Below are 15,424 nucleotides of genomic sequence, written 5' to 3'. Positions count from 1 at the left end.
TGTACGTAAATGCCAAATGCTAAAGCCAAGGACAATGACGCATAAGCTGATCAAACTAAGCACTTGTGCTTGATTTCCCAATTCTTTCTCCCTAGTTGAATGGAGCTTTTATACTTAGTTAAATGTTAGAGCCTGCGTCAATCGGGTTGATGTGGATTGCAGCTCCTGCGAAGGAGTGGTACGCAAGGCTCCCACTAGCCATCAATATAGTTTTCTTCGTGGCCTTGCGGGCCGATGCAGGCATTCCACTCAGAATCCTGGCTCCAACGGAAAAACGGATCGTCAGTCAACTGCTCCAATTGTTTCATGCGTCTTCTTTATTAGCTCGTCGTAAGATGAAGTACACTCCTCCGAATCCATCCGGACCGGGTTGCATACCTTGTGTATCCTTAACACTTGAGGTAAATGAGTCAATGGGCCGGCGAAGTGTTTTCTTAGTTGAGGGTCTTATGCAATTGCTCAAAAGATTAGCACGGAGGGAAATCTTAACTTTTGTGGCAAGTCTGAAAGAAATCTCATTCTACATGGCGCGACATCTCAATCGAAGTGGCGAATAGGCCGTTAAGTGTTTGATTTGCACATGAATATGTCTCAGCTCTGGTGTCACTCAATGCCTGCGCTGGCCTGGCTGCCGTTCGGCTTGTTGGGTCTTTCGATTGTCAGCACCGGCTTGGCGGCCGGGCACGATAATCGGCCGGTTTTCCTGCGCCATTTCTGGCTGCTTTTGCTCGGGCTTGCGGTCGGCACCGGCTTGGCGGCTGGTGTGCTGCACCCCGCTGCCTTGGCCAGCATCGCCGCCTTGCCGGTTTTCGCATGGCTGGCAACCCGTCATGGCAAAACCGCCGTGCGCTTGCTGTTTACGGCGTTGACCCTGGCGCTGGCATTTGCGCTTGCCGTGCATGCGGTTCCCGGCTACGACAATCCCTTGCTGTTGAAGGACTTCCGCATATCGGCCCAATCGGTGCCGTACACCATGTATGCGAACTTCGACAAGGGCGTGGTCGGGCTGGTGCTGCTGGTCTTCTTTTGCCGCCGCGCCAGCTCCTGGCGCGATTTTGCCGCAGCGTGGAAATCGTCGGCATCGCTTGTTCCAGCGCTGTTGCTGGGCGTGTTGGGGATCGGCTGGGCAATGGGATTTGTGCGCCCCGATTTCAAGCTGCCGTCCTTCCTGGCGCTGTTCGCCGCCGTCAACCTGCTGTTTGTCTGCGTGGCGGAAGAAGCCTTCTTCCGCGGCGTGATTCAGGGACAACTGGAACGCTTCGGCGGTGTATTGGCTATTGCAGCTTCTGGTCTGCTGTTCGGCGCCGCCCACCTTGGCGGCGGCTGGCAGTTTGCGGCGCTCGCCAGCGTGGCGGGTTTCGCTTACGCGCTGCTGTACGCCAGGACGCGGCGCATCGAATTCCCGATCGCCGCCCACTTCCTGCTCAACCTGGTGCATTTCGTCGCGTTCACATATCCGCGTGCTGCCTGAACGATGATGGTGCGCCGCTACACCAGGCGGCCACCGCCATCGATATGCAGCACTTCGCCGTTGACGTAGGCATTGCTCATCATGAACAGGATGGCGGAAGCAATTTCCTCCGCCCGTCCCACGCGTCCGACCGGAAGGCTCTCGGCAACCTGCTGCAGGAAGGCGGTACGGTTTTCTCCCAGCACGTCGAATAGCGGCGTATCGGTGAAGCCCGGCGCGATCACATTGACGCGAATCGGCTTCAGTTCTTGCGCCAGCGCACCCGCCAGCGCCTCGACGCCGCGTACCGCGGCTGAAATCACTGCAACACCGTTGCCGCTGGGACGATCCGACAACTGCCCGCCCATCAAGGTGATGGAAGCGCGCGGCGAGAATAGAGGCAATGCCGCCTTGATCGCATACAGTGGCCCAGCAATACGCTCGTCCAGCGCGCGCAGCAGGATATCCGGATCGGTGTCGGCCACACGGCCCGCGTTGTAGGCGCCCGCCGTGATCAGCAAATGATCCACGCGCTCTGCGCCGGCGAATACCTGTTCGACGGCCGCGCGGTCGGTAATGTCGGCCTGAACGATCCGGGCGCCTCCCAGCGCTTCCGCTGCGCGCTTCAATTTCTCATGGCTTCGGCCGACCAAAGTAAGTTTTGCGCCCAGGCTCCGCGCTTGACTGGCGGTGGCCAGGCCGATCCCGCTGCTGCCACCGAAAATGACGACGTGTTGATGTTCGAACATTCCTGCCTCCGATTGAAGTTGAGTTGCGACGCAGTGTATGCTCTTCGAAAAGCGATGGGTATTGGGTCATTTTGAATAGGTTCCATTCCAAAATAGAATGCGGAGAGCAATGGATCAACTCAAAGGAATGCAGTTTTTTGTACGTGTCGTCGAGACGGGCAGTTTGTCGGCCGCCGCCCGCGAGGCTGGCATTACGCAGCCAACCGTCAGCAAGACGATCGCGAATCTCGAGCGCACGCTGGCTGCACGCCTGCTGGAGCGCAGTTCCACCAGCCTGGCGCTCACGGATGCGGGCAAACGATTCTATGAGCGCTCCAAACGCGTGCTGGATGCGTATGAGGAGGCCTTGGCGGACGTGCGTGGCGCGCTGGAGCAGCCCTCTGGTTTGCTACGGGTGAACGCGCCGGTCGGCATCGGCGAGGCGCATTTGAACGCTGCGATCCTGCAATTTCTGGACTCGCATCCGGGAATACAGATCGAGTTGATTTTGAACGACCGCCTGATTGACCTGGTCGAAGAGGGAGTCGATTTGGCTGTGCGGTTGGGCGGTGTTTTGCCAGGGAACGTCATCGCGCGAAAAATCGCTTCGTCGCCCCGCATCCTGGTGGCCTCACCGCACTACCTGGAACGCTTCGGTACGCCGCAAGCCTTGCAGGATTTGGCCAGGCATAACTTTGTGCGGTACGCATGGCTGGAAGGCGGTGACCGCATCAGCTTCTACCGCGATGACACGGTCACGGCGGTTGAAGTGAATGGGCGACTGCGGGTTAATAATTCGCTTGCCGTGCGCCAGTCCCTGGCGTCGGGGTTCGCATTGGGCATGGCGCCGCTTTGGCTAATCCACGATTTGCTGAAAAGCGGGCAACTTGTACGGCTCCTGCCGGACTGGGAAGCGGCACCCCATGAAGTTCATTTGCTCTATCCCTCCAGGCGTTTCATGCCTCTGCGCACGCGTGCGTTGATCGAGTTCCTGCAGTCCACCGTGGCGAATTGGCCGGGCTTTAAGCGCAACGATTTTTGCTAGACCTCGACGATGAAGTTCGGATCAAAGCGTTCGTTTTCCTGGCTGCCGTCCCTCGACATATATCCGAACGGGTTGCACACAACGCGGCACGGTCCAATTTTGTAGTCGAGCGATTCGTGCATATGGCCGTGCACCCAAATGTCGGCCTTTTCCACCACCTCATCCAGGTTCGATGCGTACGCTGAGGACAATAGATCATTGGCGTACTGTGTCGGCACCGATCGCATCGACGGGGCCATGTGGGTCACGACGACGGTCGGGCCGTCATGCCGTGTGGCGAGCTTTTCGGCGATCCAGGACTTCTGCTGCTCGTGAAAGAGGGCAGTATCTTTGCTGCGTAGTCTGCCGTAACTTTTGCTGGCGAGCCGGATGCACCGGTAGTCGGACATGGCTTCTTCCGCCCTGGCCATGGCAAAGTAGCGCCGGTCGTCACCGAACAGTTTGAAGTCGGTCCATAAAGCGGCGCCCAGGAAGCGTACATTCCCCACGATGTGTTCCCCGCAGTCCAGGAACGTCACGTTGCTGGTGGCGGCGCTGGCGGCGCGGATCTTCTCGATTTCACGATCCAGGTTATGGCCATAACCTTCATGGTTGCCGTGCACATAAATCACCGGGATGCCATCGAAGGACTTTTCCGCCCATTGAACAGCGCGTACGCCGTTGGTGTCGATGTCGCCGGCCAGCACGACGGCGTCCGGCGCACTGGCGGCGGTATCGAACGAAACCTGGTGCTTGCGCCAGAATTCGCGGTGGAGATCGGAGAGGATGAGTAGGCGCATAAGAAACGTTCTTTGGATGGCATTGCCCAGCAAACATTATAATAGGCGTTGCATAATTTTAATTGTTTTAATGGTAATGAGAATCACCCACACCTTTTGCGCTACCTTGTTGGCCGCGATGCTCGCCGGCTGCGGCGGTGGCGGCTCCAGCAGCACTTCCGTTCCTTCCACACCTGCCAATCCGCAACAGCCTACCGTTGCCGCGCCCGCGGCATATACGGTGGCGCCAAGTTCGCTGACGGCCAGCGCGGTGGAAGGTTATCCTGCCGCGCTCGACTTCAAGGTGAAGAGGGCGCCGGCATCCCCCGAATTTGCCGCCGTAGGGGTCAAGCCCGATTCCGACTTGTTTGAAGCAGGGTTCTATATGCGGGCCAATGCCGACGGTGGTACCGATATCCAGATCCGGACCTCGGCTGCGATCAAAGCGGGCCACTATGCGGGCAACCTCGAGGTCAGTCTCTGCCTGGACGCAAATTGCAGTGCGCAGCTGCCGGGTTCGCCGTTTAAGCTGCCTTACGAGGTTGACGTGGTTCCAGCGGATGGGCAGGTCAAGCCGTTCTCCCTGACGCCGCTGGCCGCCTTGCCAGGAGCGGAGGACTGGGGCACCTTCCAGGCCAATGCTTCGCACACCGGCTATGTGCCTGTCATCCTGAATCCCGGCGCTTTCAGCCCGCGCTGGAAAATGGACACTCCTGCGATCCAGGGCGAGCAGCGGGTCCCATCCGCGGTCGTCACGGGCGGGGGACGTTTGTTCACGGCTTATGGCGAAGGCGGCAACGGCGGGCCCGTTACCATTGCAGCCTATAACGAAGCCGACGGCAGCGAGGCCTGGGCCGGCAATGCGAAAGAAAACCTCTCCGCCCGCATCAATGCGCCCGCATATGCCAACGGAAAGGTGTATGTCGTGGCCGGGCTGCCAAACACGTCCTCGATTATTGCCATCGATAGCACCAATGGTAGCCAGGTGTTTAACACTGTCTTGGGAGCCGGGGCGCTCAACCTGGCGCCGACCATTTATGGGGACCGCGTCTTCACTGCCGGCGGCTCGGATGACGGCAATAGCGGTGCCCTGTATTCGATTGGCGCGAGTGCCGGCGACCGCCTGGCAGCCAACATGCCGAATTTTGAAGGCTGGACGCCTGCACTGGACACGCATGGACTGTATGCGTATGTCGGTGGCCAGCTCCATGTGATGGACGCAGCGACGGGAGCGACGCGTGCCATGATTGACGACCCCAAGCGCGACTGGAATGGCCCGACGGGCAGCGGCGCGCCGGTGATCGGCAGCGCAGGCCTGGTTTTCGCCGGGAATTTCGGTTCGCCCCAGAAGAATGCGATCTCGGCATATGACACCGTGTCCAACACCGTGCGTTGGAGTTCGACGGGGGGCTATTCGGGCAATCCCGCCTACGCGGATGGAACAGTCTTTGTCGCCAATAATTGGACAGAAAGGCTGGCCGCGCTCAGTGAGCTCAATGGCAGCGTTGACTGGACCTGGCCGCGCCCGGACGGTGAGTCCTTCGTGAGCGATGTCTTATTGACAAAAAACCTGGTCTTCGTCAGTACGGACAGGGCTACTTACGCGATCGACCGCAGCAGCCATCAGCAGGTGTGGCGTTATCGCGCAAGCGGCAGCCTGGCCCTGTCGGCCAATGGAATTTTGTATATCAAGGGCAAAACGTCCATCACCGCGATCAACCTGCATTAAAGAGAATGAGATGAGGCCAGGCTGGAATCCGACACGCCGTAACCGTCACGCCGGAACCAAAGCCAATGGCCTCGGCCGGGAAAACAGCTTCTGGATTCCCGACCAGCGCGGTGCACCCGCCGCTGCGATTGTCGTGCGCCGACAGGTGAAGGGGCGGGACATCACGTTTCTTGTCGACCCGGCGCGGCCAGGGTATACCTACCCCTGCACGGTGGACGATATCGCGGCCGTGCTGGAGCAAGTTGCGGCGCCGGTTGAAATCTTCGTGCTGCGCCAGCCGACCCGTAAGCAAGAGCTGCATGCGCCGGTATGGGGCCGCGCTTTATGGCATTTCGACGAGCAAGGGTTGCAAGGACCGGCGATCGTACTCGAAGCCCATTCGCTCAGACCTTACCGTTGGTCCAGACACATCGATCCCGAGCGCGCCCGCGAGCTGGCGCGCCTGCGCGACGACGGCCAAGAAGTCGTCAAGACCCGCCGTGGGCTGGAGTTCCGGCCCACGCCTTCGAGCATGCGCAATACCGTGCTGTTCCGCACGCTGCTGCATGAAATCGGCCATCACGCCGACTACAACAAGCGCGGCGATCAAGCCTATTACCAGCGCACGACTACCGAGCGTGAAGACTTTGCGTACCGCTATGCGAGCGAAGCGCAGGCGCGCCTGCAGCGCTTTGCGCCGATCGTCGACTTGGCGCAAATGGAGGCCGAAGGGCTTGATCCCGCCTGGTTCGCACGCTAGCCAAACTGTCACCTGCAACGCGTATAATCTTCGCGACGATTTTAACCGGAGATACCGTTAATGAGTATGCAACTTCTGCGCCGCGCCGCCGCCCTGTCCGCGCTCGCTGCCGCCATCGCCATCCCTGCCCGCGCCGGCAGTTCTGCTTCCTCTGCCTCCAGCGCCGGCTCAGACATCTCTGGCAGCGTGTCCGATTCGATCGGCGCTTCGAGCAAGAGCTCCAGCGGCGACGACAAGAAAAAAGTCGCTGCGGGCCAGTACCGCGTGATGGACGTGGCGGAAGCTCCGGGCAAGCCGGGCGCCGCACGCCTGACCCTGCGCGGCGAAGGCAAGGAATTCTTCCTCGACCTGCCGAAGGCCGCCCTGGCCGAACGCGCGCTGCCGGCCGGCGCCTTGGTGCAGGTCAGCGAGCGCCCCTACGGCTACGAATTTGCCTACGCCGACACCCGCCAGGCCTTCTTCCTGGCACTGCACGACGCATGGCAACGCGAACTGCGCTCGCACGCCATCTGATCGCCGCCTGCCTGGCGCTGGGCTGGAATGCCGCGGCGCAGGCGGGTGGATTGATGTTCTGCGACCGTCCCGCCAAGGTGACGGCGACGGTGCAGGACCACGTGCTGCGATTTGCGGCCGTGGTGAAGGATGAACTGGAGCGCTCCGGCGCCACCGCCGCGGTGGTGTCGCGCGCCGGCCTGGACCTGGCGCGCTTCGGCTTGCGCTATTCCCATGCCGGCCTCGCGCTCAAGGCCAATCCGAACAGTCCGTGGTCGGTGCGCCAGCTGTACTACGCCTGCGACGAGGCGCGTCCGCGCATTTTCGACCAGGGCATGGCAGGTTTTGTTTTCGGTTCGGAAGAGCCCGATCAGGGCCATTTGTCGCTGGTGCTGCTGCCGGAGGCACAAGGCGCCGCCCTGCAGGCGGCCGCGCTCGATCCGCAAACCCCGCTGGCGCTGCTGGCCGGGGAATATAGCGCCAACGCCTACGCCTACAGCACGCGCTTCCAGAACTGCAACCAATGGCTGGTGGAGCTGATCGCCAGTGCCTGGGGGGCGGGCACGGCCAGGCGCGAGGAAGCTCAGGCCTGGCTGCGCGAGCGCGGCTACGAAGCGGAGCCGGTGCATGTCGGCCGGATGCTGGTGTTTGCCGCCCATTTCGTGCCGATGGTGCACGTGCGGGACCATCCGGATGACGACCTGCGCGCGCAGACCATGCGTGTCAGCCTGCCGACGTCCATTGAACACTTCGTCCAGCGCGAGGCGCCGCAGGCGCGGCGCATCGAGCTTTGCTACAACGCCAGCCACATCGTGGTCCGGCGCGGCTGGCAGGCGATGGGGCCGGGTTGCGAAGCCCAGCCCGGAGACGATGTGATCGCCTTCGATTAACGGCGGTCGTAGCCGAATTGCAGGCCGGCGGTGCCGCCGGTTTCGATGAACAGGTTCATGAAGGCCGGCACCGTCTCCTTGCGCTGCCAGTCGCGCTGCAGTTCGCAGAACATCTGCGGCACGCTGATCATCTTGCCGCCCGCCCGTTCGATGCGGCGCAGCGCCATTTCGTGGGCCGTGGCCGAGGTGCCGCCGACGGCGTCGGCCACCACGTAGACGTCATAGCCTTCGCGCAGCGCGTCCAGTGCGGGAAAGGTGAGGCAGGCCTCGGTCCACAGCGCGGTCATGATCAGTTTCTTGCGGCCGGTGGCTTCCACCGCCTTGCGGAACTCCACGTCTTCCCAGGAATTGATGCTGATACGGTCATAGGTCGGGATGCCCTCCAGCACCTTGCCGATCTGGCTGATCGGCGGCTTGTTCAGGCCAGTCTTCACATTGACCGTGGAATGCACGATCGGCAGTCCGTACGCCAGCGCACCCTTGCAGGCGCCGACGATATTATTCACCAGCAGCTGGCGGTCCAAATGCGGCCGAATTTGCCGCGCGTGAAATCCTGGAATGCCTGTTCGATTTCGCCTTCCGCGTTCATGACGAACGGGCCATGGCCGATGATCGGTTCGCCGATCGCTTGCCCGCTCAGCCGACCCCATGCTCGTACCGTAGTGGACAGCGATGACACTTTTTAACTGGATCTCATGCTGTAGACTTGGTATAAGTAGCAATTCAGTATCTGCCAGGCGGGGCGTCCGGGATAGACGAAAAATCGGCCATCAGCGTTCCATGAGAAGAACGATGGAGCTTTTCCGCGTTTGTAATAAAATAACGAGTTTTGTCAACTTACGAGGACTAGATGGCTACACCCATTGCTTCGCTCTACCTGATCTCCGTGGGAGCGCTAGCAATGTCTGCATTCCACGCGGGCCTGCTGGCGCGCAACAGCTCCTATGAGCGGGCATGCTGGACTTTCGCTGTGATCTGCCTGACGTTCGCCGGCTTCCAGTACGCGAACGTGCTGCAGTTGCTCGCGCCTGGCCTGGCGCAGGCCATCTCGGCCCACAAGTGGGCCAATTTCTTCTCGCTGTTGCTGGTGCCGCAGATCTGGTACCTGGTCGCCGCCCTGGATAAGCGCAAGCTCGCCTTCCGCCTCGCTTACGGGGTTGCCTGCATTTCGGCGCTGCTGGTGGTCGACAACCTGGTCTCGCCCTTCGGCTACCGCTTTGCCGCGCTGGCCAGCGACGCGCCCGTGCAACTGGCATGGGGCGAGCCTGCCTTCCTGCTGTCCGGTACGACGACCCCGGCCTATGCCGTCAACCGCCTGCTGACGGTCGGTGCCGCGGTGTTCGGCGTGGTCTTCTGCGTCCGCGCCCGGCGCCAGCGCGCCCGCTTCTCGAACCGCCTGGTCTGGGTGTCGATGGCGCTGATTACGGTCACCACGGCGCTGGGCGGCGCCACCGATACGGGTTTACTGCGCCTGCCGTATGTGAGCGGCTTCGGTTTCCTGTTCCTGGCCGCCTCCTACCTGCTGCTGGTGCGGCGCGAAACGACCCAGCGCCTGACCGAGAAAATCCGCATCAGCGCGGCGCTGCAGCGTGAAGTGGAGAGCCACAGGCTGTCCAGCCGCCGCTTCGAACATGCCTTGACCAATGATGCGCTGACCCGCCTGCCCAACCGCGCGGGCGCGCTGGAAAAGCTGCGCGCCATGTTCCTGTGGAGCGAATCGAGCCTGACCCGCATGGGCGTGCTGCTGCTGGACCTGGACCGCCTGGCCATCATCAACGGTACGCGCGGCCACGAGGCCGGCAACCAGGTGCTGGTCGAGGTGGCGCAGCGCCTGCGCGCCCACTGCGGCCGGCGCCGCCTGGTGGCGCGCCTGGGCAGCGCCCGTTTCGTGGTCGGCATCGCCGGCCACAAGACCTGGGCCGGCATCGAACGCGAAGTGGAGGGTGTGCTGGCAGCGATCAAGCCGCCGATCACCATCGAAGGCACGGAGTTGAACATGACGTTCAGCGCCGGCGTGGCGCTTTATCCCGACCACGCCCTGTCGGCGGAAGATTTGCTGGCCTCGGCCGGGCTGGCGCTGCACGAGGCGCGCGACGCCGGGCCGGGCAACCTGCGCATCTTCCATCCTACGCTGCAGCAGTCGCTGAGCGAGCGCATCGGCCTGGAGAACGAGCTCAATGAAGCGCTCGAAAACGGCCAGTTCTTCCTGCACTACCAGCCGCAGGTTTGCGCCGTCACCGAGCGCGTGCTGGGTGTGGAAGCGCTGATCCGCTGGCAGCATCCGGCGTTGGGCGTCATCATGCCGGACAAATTCATTCCACTGGCGGAGGAATCCGGCGCCATTGCCGCCATCGGCTCGTGGGTGATCGACAGCGCCTGCCAGCAGCTGGCCGATTGGCGCGCCATGGGCTTCGACGATTTCCGCGTGGCGGTGAACCTGTCGGCGCAGCAGCTGCTGCTGTCCGACCTGGACGAAACCGTACAGCAGGCGCTGGAACGCGCCGGCCTGCGCGGCGAGGATCTTGAGCTGGAAATCACCGAGTCGGTCCTGATGCAGGACCCGCAGCGCTCCATCGAAAGACTGGAATCCTTGCGCAGCCTGGGTGTGCGCCTGTCGATCGACGACTTCGGCACCGGCTACTCGTCGCTCGGCTACCTGAAGATGCTGCCGGTGCATTCCTTCAAGCTCGATCGCAGCTTTGTGCGCGATATCGGCCAGAGCGAGAAGGACCTGGAGATCTGCGCCACCGCCGTCGGCCTGGCGCGCAACCTCGGCCTCGAAATCGTCGCCGAAGGGGTGGAAGATTCCGTGCAGGCGGCGCAGCTGCGCCGTCTGGGCTGCGACCTGCTGCAAGGCTACTACTTCGCCCGTCCGCTGGCCGGCTACGCGGTGCGCGCCTACCTGCTGGACCGTAATGAAATGACGATCGTCGGCGCGGCCTGATAGACTGGCCGGCCTCATATCCAAGGAGCTTTCACGGTGGGACTTTTCAGCGGCATTCTGGGCAATGCGTCCAAGATCGACAACGACGAGATCAGCGAGGAATTCGGCAAGGTGCTGGCGCCGAATGAGCGCGTCGAACATGCCTACCAGCTGATCCGCGATTATTTCGTCTTCACCGACAAGCGCCTGGTGGTGGTGAACAAGCAGGGCATCACGGGAACCAAGATGGAATTCCATTCGATTCCCTACAAGAGCGTGACGCACTTCAGCATCGAGACCGGCGGCCCGCTGGACCTGGATGCGGACCTGAAGATCTGGATCTCCAGCACCGCCGAGCCTTTCGCGCAAAAATTCAACAAGCGCCTGAGCTATGAGGTGCAGGCCGTCCTGGCCAGCTATGTGCTGAAATAAGGCCCGGCCCGGGGCCGCGCCTTCATTCCCAGTGCCAGGTCTGGCCCCAGCTTTCCTGGAAGTCCCACAAGTGCAGGTCCTGGCCGTCGAACGAACCCCACCAGGCATCCTTCACGTCCACCGCCTTGCCGGGCGCGTGGGAAGGCCGCAGGGTCTGGCCGTACCAGGCGAAGCGCTGGTTGGCCTGGTCGTTGCAATCCCAAATCACCAGTTTTGAACCGTTGCCGGTGCCGAAGGCATAGACGTCCACGCATTTATCGGGATTGTTCTTGCTGCGCAGTAGTCCGTCCGGGTCCTGGTACCACAGCTGCGTCGCCTGGCCCTGGCAGCTCCAGTGGTGTACCGGGGTGCCGTTCGACATATTGTTGCCTTCGATGTCCATGCACTTGCCGCGCCCGTCCACCAGCTTGCGGAAGGAATAGGCGGCCCCCGGCTTGACGCTGGCCGTCACGCCGGCTCCTGTAACCGATGCGTCGGAGGTCAGGCGGATCCGGGCGCTGTCGCCGCTGACCATGAAACTGGCCGCGATGGCGCCGGACAGGGTTTTCACCAGGGCGCCATTGCGGTCGTACACCTGGATGAAATCGCGGTTGGCGTCGGTGCTGCCGTTGACATACACCTTGAGGGCGGCGGCGCCGGGCACGGTCAGCCATTGCGAGCGGTCCTCGTTATTGCCGTAAGGGCCGCTGCGCCATGAGGTGGCCAGCGCTTCGATGGAAACGCTGGCGCCGGCGGCCGTGCCGGCGCCGTCGCTCACCAGCTGCGCGATGACGGCGTTGTCGGCCACCACCAGCATATGCGCCAGGTTGCCGCTGAATGCCTGCAGCAGGCGGCGGTTGCTGTCGTAGATGCGCAGGACGTCGCCCGCGCCCAGCGCGCCGCCGATATTCACGCGCACCGCGCCGGCGCCGGGCAGGCGCAGAGTCTGGACGCGGTCTTCGTTGTTGCCATAGGCGCCGGTGTCCCAGCGCGCCGGGGCATCGTCATACTTTTCCCATTTGCCTTCTTCCGCCTGGTCGGAGTAGTTGAGCCATACCGGCATCGCGCCGGACGCTATCCGCAGCCGCTCGTTCATATAGGCGTTGGCGGGAACGGAAAAGGCGAAGCCGCCGCCGAACGCCGCGGCGCAGGCCTGTTTGCCGCCTTGCCATGGACCGGCCGCCGCCGTCACGCGCCAGTCGTCGGGCTGCGAGCGGTTCTGGCAGGCGAAGCGCAGCGGCGCGGCACAGGCGGCGTCGTTCCAGCGTCCGTCGCTGCGTAGCTGCGCGCAGTTTTCCCCGGCGCCGCCGTTTGGCTCGCCGTCCGCCCAGGACCAGATGGCGGCGGCGATCATGCCCTCATCCCAGCGGTCGGCATCGACGTTGTCCACGCCGCAGCGCATCAGGGCGGGAATATTGGAGGCGTCGATGGTGCCGGTTTCGTCGACCCAGGAGTCGGGCAGCACATCCTTGCCCAGCTTGGAGTCGGACACGGCGTAGATCTTGTCCTGGTCCATGGGCAGGCCGTCCACGGTGCAGTTGGCGGGGTTGACGAATTTGACCTGCCGGCTGTTCCAGCCGCCGGCAGCGCCGGTGGCGAACAGCGGCCCTTGCCAGACCACGGCGCCGTCGTAGGTGTTGTTGGCGGATTTGACGATCACGCGCTTGCCGCGCGCGATCATTTCGCGCGGCGATTCCCAGCGCCCGGCCGGCTTGTCGGAAGGTTTGTACAGCAGCGCGCCGAACACGGAGAGCAGGGGATTGACCACGCCGGGCTGGTTGTCGGCGCGGTCTTCCAGGTCGACAAAGACGATGGCCTTCGGGTTGGCATCAAGCCAGGTGCGTATCTTCCACAGCTCGTTGGGGTAATTGTCCGCTGCGCCGTAGATGGCGCGGCAATCCTGGTGGCACAACTTCACTTCGCCGTTATCCATGTGCAGGTCGAGGTCGACGTTGCGGATGCCGACATTGAGCAGCTGGTTCATCGGCCAGCGCTGGTTGGCCCAGGTGGCGCCGCTGTCGTTCCACGCGTTGTGCGCGCCCAGCACCTGGATGCGGTTGAGGGGCGTATCCATCGCCACATCGTATTGCGTGCGGATGCCAAGGCCCAGGTCCGCAGCCTGCGCGGCCTGCATCCCAAGCAGGAGAGAAAGGACGACGCCAGACAGTTTCATTCTGCCTCCAGAAATGGGTGCTTCGAAACACGCCAACTTACCCCAGGAATGGCGGCTGCGCGCTGGAGGCATGCCTCTAAGATTTTGGCTCGTGCGGTCATTTACTTGTAGCAAAGAGTTGCTAGCTTGGCCGGTTCGCCGTCCCGAACGGATCGTTCACCGCTGGACTATTTACAGGAGCTTAAACATGCCAGGATCCCTTAGCCGCGCCCTTATGTTCGCGTGCACCCTTTCCACCCTGCCTGCCACGGCGGCTTGCCCGGACTACGTGACGGCGGCCAATCCGCCCGCCCTTTCCGGCCCCGCGCGCAAGGCCTTCAGCCATTTCGGCAACACCATCCTGGCCGGCCTGTACAAACCGTGGCATATGGCGCACGACGTCATTGTGAAAGCGGGGCAGGCGGCCGCGATCACCGGCAAATTCGATTACGACGCGCTGCTGCACAAGGACCTGGAAGGAGAGCGCGTGCATGCCTACCTGTACGGCAGCGGCATGGCGCAGTGGCAGTATCTGGGCAGCTTCATCACCGACAGCGACGGCAAGATCAATGTGCCGCTTGGCGTGCGCCCGGTTGGCGACTATGTGGTGCGCTTTGTGGTGGAAGGCGACCTGAGCGCCACCAACGGCTACCTGAGCGTGGTCGACCCGAACCGCGATGCGGTGCTGTTCGACATCGACGGCACGCTGACGATCAACGACTTCGAGGCTTACGCGGACTATGTTGGCGTGAAGACGGCGACGCCGTATTCGTATGCACCGCAAGTGGTGGACGCCTATCGCAGGAAGGGCTACCAGGTGATCTTCCTGACCGGGCGCCCGTACTGGGTGACCAAGGACGGCCTGGAGTGGCTGAAGATCCAGGGCATGGGCCAATGGCATTACCATTCGAACCCGTATGGCGGCGGCCCGATTCCGCCGGATACGCAGCAGTTCAAGACCGACTATGTGCGCTACCTGCGCAACACGGTCGGCCTGAATATCGTGCGCGCCTACGGCAACGCGACGACGGATATCGCCGCGTATGCCGACGGCGGCATCCCCAAAGCGCAAACCTACATCATCGGTCCGAATGCCGGCGCGTCCGGCACGCAGGCCATCCAGGGCGACTATACCGCCCATTTCAGCTTCGTGGTCGAGCCGACGCCTGCCGCCAGCTGCCGCCGCTAGCGCGCCGTGCAGCGCGCCATCAGGAAGTCGATGAAGGCGCGTACCCGCAAGGGGAGGTTGCGCCGCGTCGGATAGACGGCGTACACCTCCACCGAAGGCTTGCGCCAGTCCTCCAGCAAGGGCCGCAGTTCGCCGCGTGCGATGGCTTGCGCCACGATGAAGTGGGGCAGGTAGGCGATGCCGTGGCCCTGGATGGCGGCCTCGCGCAGCGCCGCGCCGTTATTGACACGGAACGGCGAGCGCACCTCCACGCTGAAAGCCGGACCGCCGGCGGGATCGCAAAAGGACCAGTATGCGCTCTCTTCCAGGTTGCTGTAGGCCAGGCCCCGGTGCGCCAGCAGGTCGTGCGGCATGCGCGGCACGCCGTGCGCCGCCAGGTAGGCCGGGCTGGCGCACAGGGTATGTTCGACCGAAGCGATGCTGCGCGCCACCAGGCTGGAGTCCTTCAGGCGCGAAATGCGGATCGCCAGGTCGAAGCCTTCATTGACGATATTGACGATGCGGTCGTTCAGGTCCAGCTCCACCGCCAGGTCCGGATGCTGGTCGGCGAATTCGGCCGCCAGGGGCGCCAGGCACATGACGCCAAAGGACATCGGTCCGGCCACGCGCAGCTTGCCGCGCAGGGCGCTGCTGCCGGAAGCGACCTCCGTCTCGGCATCGTGCAGGTCTTCCAGCAAACGCAGGGCGCGCTCATACAGCGTGGCGCCGGCCTCGGTCACGCTCATGCTGCGCGTCGAGCGCACCAGCAGCTGCGTACCCAGGCGGTCCTCCAGCTCGCTGATGCGCCGGCTCACCGCCGACTTGACTACACCCAGGCGCAGGGCGGCGCCGGAGAAGCCCTCGGCCTCCACCACCGCCACAAACGTCCGCAGGTCTTCGTAGCGGTCCTGCATTGTTCTCTCCTGGAGTATTCTGTGT

13 protein-coding genes and 2 pseudogenes are annotated in these 15,424 nt (G+C 62.8%); 9 read left to right on the top strand and 6 right to left on the bottom strand.

All coding sequences use genetic code 11. The features are described 5' to 3' along the window. Positions 1-610 precede the first annotated feature (610 nt). Positions 611-1,471 carry a CPBP family intramembrane glutamic endopeptidase gene (locus tag H597_RS30110; protein ID WP_035373395.1) on the top strand — a complete coding sequence of 287 codons (861 nt, stop codon included), beginning with the start codon at positions 611-613 and terminating at the stop codon, positions 1,469-1,471. A 17-nt stretch (positions 1,472-1,488) separates the two neighbouring features. Here H597_RS30110 and H597_RS0107240 read toward each other — a convergent pair whose 3' ends face one another. Beyond that, positions 1,489-2,199, bottom strand: a complete 711-nt coding sequence (locus H597_RS0107240) for an SDR family oxidoreductase (protein WP_028101540.1) — start codon at positions 2,197-2,199, stop codon at positions 1,489-1,491. 109 nt (positions 2,200-2,308) lie between these two features. Between H597_RS0107240 and H597_RS0107235 the strand changes: the two genes are divergently transcribed. Next, on the top strand, positions 2,309-3,223 hold the full coding sequence (locus H597_RS0107235; protein ID WP_028101539.1) for a LysR family transcriptional regulator: 915 nt from the start codon (positions 2,309-2,311) through the stop codon (positions 3,221-3,223). Here H597_RS0107235 and H597_RS0107230 read toward each other — a convergent pair. Continuing rightward, complete coding sequence (locus tag H597_RS0107230) at positions 3,220-4,002, bottom strand: metallophosphoesterase (protein ID WP_028101538.1); 783 nt, start codon at positions 4,000-4,002, stop codon at positions 3,220-3,222. The genes H597_RS0107235 and H597_RS0107230 overlap by 4 nt on opposite strands. Positions 4,003-4,018: 16 nt before the next feature. On the opposite strand from H597_RS0107230, the gene H597_RS0107225 reads away from it, so the two are divergent. From H597_RS0107225 to H597_RS0107210, 4 genes are read left to right on the top strand one after another with little or no spacing between them, the layout of a single operon-like run. Beyond that, positions 4,019-5,710: an outer membrane protein assembly factor BamB family protein gene (locus H597_RS0107225; protein WP_161630584.1), complete on the top strand. Its 1,692-nt coding sequence runs from the start codon at positions 4,019-4,021 to the stop codon at positions 5,708-5,710. Positions 5,711-5,720: 10 nt separating this feature from the next. Continuing rightward, positions 5,721-6,449 (top strand): hypothetical protein, encoded by a 729-nt coding sequence (locus H597_RS0107220; protein ID WP_154668005.1) that lies wholly within the window; start codon positions 5,721-5,723, stop codon positions 6,447-6,449. Positions 6,450-6,509: 60 nt separating this feature from the next. Further along, complete coding sequence (locus H597_RS0107215; protein WP_028101535.1) at positions 6,510-6,962, top strand: hypothetical protein; 453 nt, start codon at positions 6,510-6,512, stop codon at positions 6,960-6,962. Beyond that, positions 6,929-7,831: a DUF2145 domain-containing protein gene (locus tag H597_RS0107210; RefSeq protein WP_028101534.1), complete on the top strand. Its 903-nt coding sequence runs from the start codon at positions 6,929-6,931 to the stop codon at positions 7,829-7,831. The genes H597_RS0107215 and H597_RS0107210 overlap by 34 nt, the downstream gene beginning before the upstream one ends. Here the strand turns inward: H597_RS0107210 and H597_RS30105 are convergent. Both H597_RS30105 and H597_RS35645 read right to left on the bottom strand, forming a co-directional pair. Next, a pseudogene (locus tag H597_RS30105) lies at positions 7,828-8,355 on the bottom strand (isochorismatase family protein); the annotation flags it as partial. The gene H597_RS0107210 and the pseudogene H597_RS30105 overlap by 4 nt on opposite strands. After that, positions 8,334-8,471 (bottom strand): annotated as a pseudogene (locus H597_RS35645) (pirin-like C-terminal cupin domain-containing protein); the annotation flags it as partial. The pseudogenes H597_RS30105 and H597_RS35645, both read right to left, overlap by 22 nt. 261 nt (positions 8,472-8,732) lie before the next feature. On the opposite strand from H597_RS35645, the gene H597_RS33150 reads away from it, so the two are divergent. After that, positions 8,733-10,775 carry a putative bifunctional diguanylate cyclase/phosphodiesterase gene (locus H597_RS33150; protein ID WP_051293605.1) on the top strand — a complete coding sequence of 681 codons (2,043 nt, stop codon included), beginning with the start codon at positions 8,733-8,735 and terminating at the stop codon, positions 10,773-10,775. Positions 10,776-10,811: 36 nt separating this feature from the next. After that, positions 10,812-11,186, top strand: a complete 375-nt coding sequence (locus H597_RS0107190; RefSeq protein ID WP_028101533.1) for a PH domain-containing protein — start codon at positions 10,812-10,814, stop codon at positions 11,184-11,186. A gap of 22 nt (positions 11,187-11,208) precedes the next feature. On the opposite strand, the gene H597_RS0107185 is transcribed toward H597_RS0107190, so the two are convergent. After that, positions 11,209-13,338, bottom strand: a complete 2,130-nt coding sequence (locus tag H597_RS0107185; RefSeq protein ID WP_161630583.1) for a ricin-type beta-trefoil lectin domain protein — start codon at positions 13,336-13,338, stop codon at positions 11,209-11,211. A 187-nt stretch (positions 13,339-13,525) separates the two neighbouring features. Between H597_RS0107185 and H597_RS0107180 the strand changes: the two genes are divergently transcribed. Beyond that, positions 13,526-14,506 carry a lipin/Ned1/Smp2 family protein gene (locus H597_RS0107180; protein WP_028101531.1) on the top strand — a complete coding sequence of 327 codons (981 nt, stop codon included), beginning with the start codon at positions 13,526-13,528 and terminating at the stop codon, positions 14,504-14,506. On the opposite strand, the gene H597_RS30095 is transcribed toward H597_RS0107180, so the two are convergent. After that, positions 14,503-15,399 (bottom strand): LysR family transcriptional regulator, encoded by an 897-nt coding sequence (locus H597_RS30095; protein ID WP_035373385.1) that lies wholly within the window; start codon positions 15,397-15,399, stop codon positions 14,503-14,505. The two genes, H597_RS0107180 and H597_RS30095, sit on opposite strands and share 4 nt — an antisense overlap. Positions 15,400-15,424: the final 25 nt, after the last annotated feature.

The organism is Pseudoduganella violaceinigra DSM 15887 (assembly GCF_000425385.1).
Classification (GTDB): Bacteria; Pseudomonadota; Gammaproteobacteria; order Burkholderiales; family Burkholderiaceae_D; genus Rugamonas; species Rugamonas violaceinigra.
Note: the sequence above shows the minus strand (reverse complement) of the source record. Positions and strands in the feature narration are given on the sequence as shown.

Bases quoted from the DNA above. Each gene is read 5' to 3' on its own strand.
- H597_RS30110 (WP_035373395.1), top strand. From the start codon at position 611: ATGCCTGCGCTGGCCTGGCTGCCGTTCGGCTTGTTGGGTCTTTCGATT.
- H597_RS0107240 (WP_028101540.1), bottom strand. From the start codon at position 2,199: ATGTTCGAACATCAACACGTCGTCATTTTCGGTGGCAGCAGCGGGATC.
- H597_RS0107235 (WP_028101539.1), top strand. From the start codon at position 2,309: ATGGATCAACTCAAAGGAATGCAGTTTTTTGTACGTGTCGTCGAGACG.
- H597_RS0107230 (WP_028101538.1), bottom strand. From the start codon at position 4,002: ATGCGCCTACTCATCCTCTCCGATCTCCACCGCGAATTCTGGCGCAAG.
- H597_RS0107225 (WP_161630584.1), top strand. From the start codon at position 4,019: ATGGCATTGCCCAGCAAACATTATAATAGGCGTTGCATAATTTTAATT.
- H597_RS0107220 (WP_154668005.1), top strand. From the start codon at position 5,721: ATGAGGCCAGGCTGGAATCCGACACGCCGTAACCGTCACGCCGGAACC.
- H597_RS0107215 (WP_028101535.1), top strand. From the start codon at position 6,510: ATGAGTATGCAACTTCTGCGCCGCGCCGCCGCCCTGTCCGCGCTCGCT.
- H597_RS0107210 (WP_028101534.1), top strand. From the start codon at position 6,929: ATGGCAACGCGAACTGCGCTCGCACGCCATCTGATCGCCGCCTGCCTG.
- H597_RS33150 (WP_051293605.1), top strand. From the start codon at position 8,733: ATGTCTGCATTCCACGCGGGCCTGCTGGCGCGCAACAGCTCCTATGAG.
- H597_RS0107185 (WP_161630583.1), bottom strand. From the start codon at position 13,338: ATGAAACTGTCTGGCGTCGTCCTTTCTCTCCTGCTTGGGATGCAGGCC.
- H597_RS0107180 (WP_028101531.1), top strand. From the start codon at position 13,526: ATGCCAGGATCCCTTAGCCGCGCCCTTATGTTCGCGTGCACCCTTTCC.
- H597_RS30095 (WP_035373385.1), bottom strand. From the start codon at position 15,399: ATGCAGGACCGCTACGAAGACCTGCGGACGTTTGTGGCGGTGGTGGAG.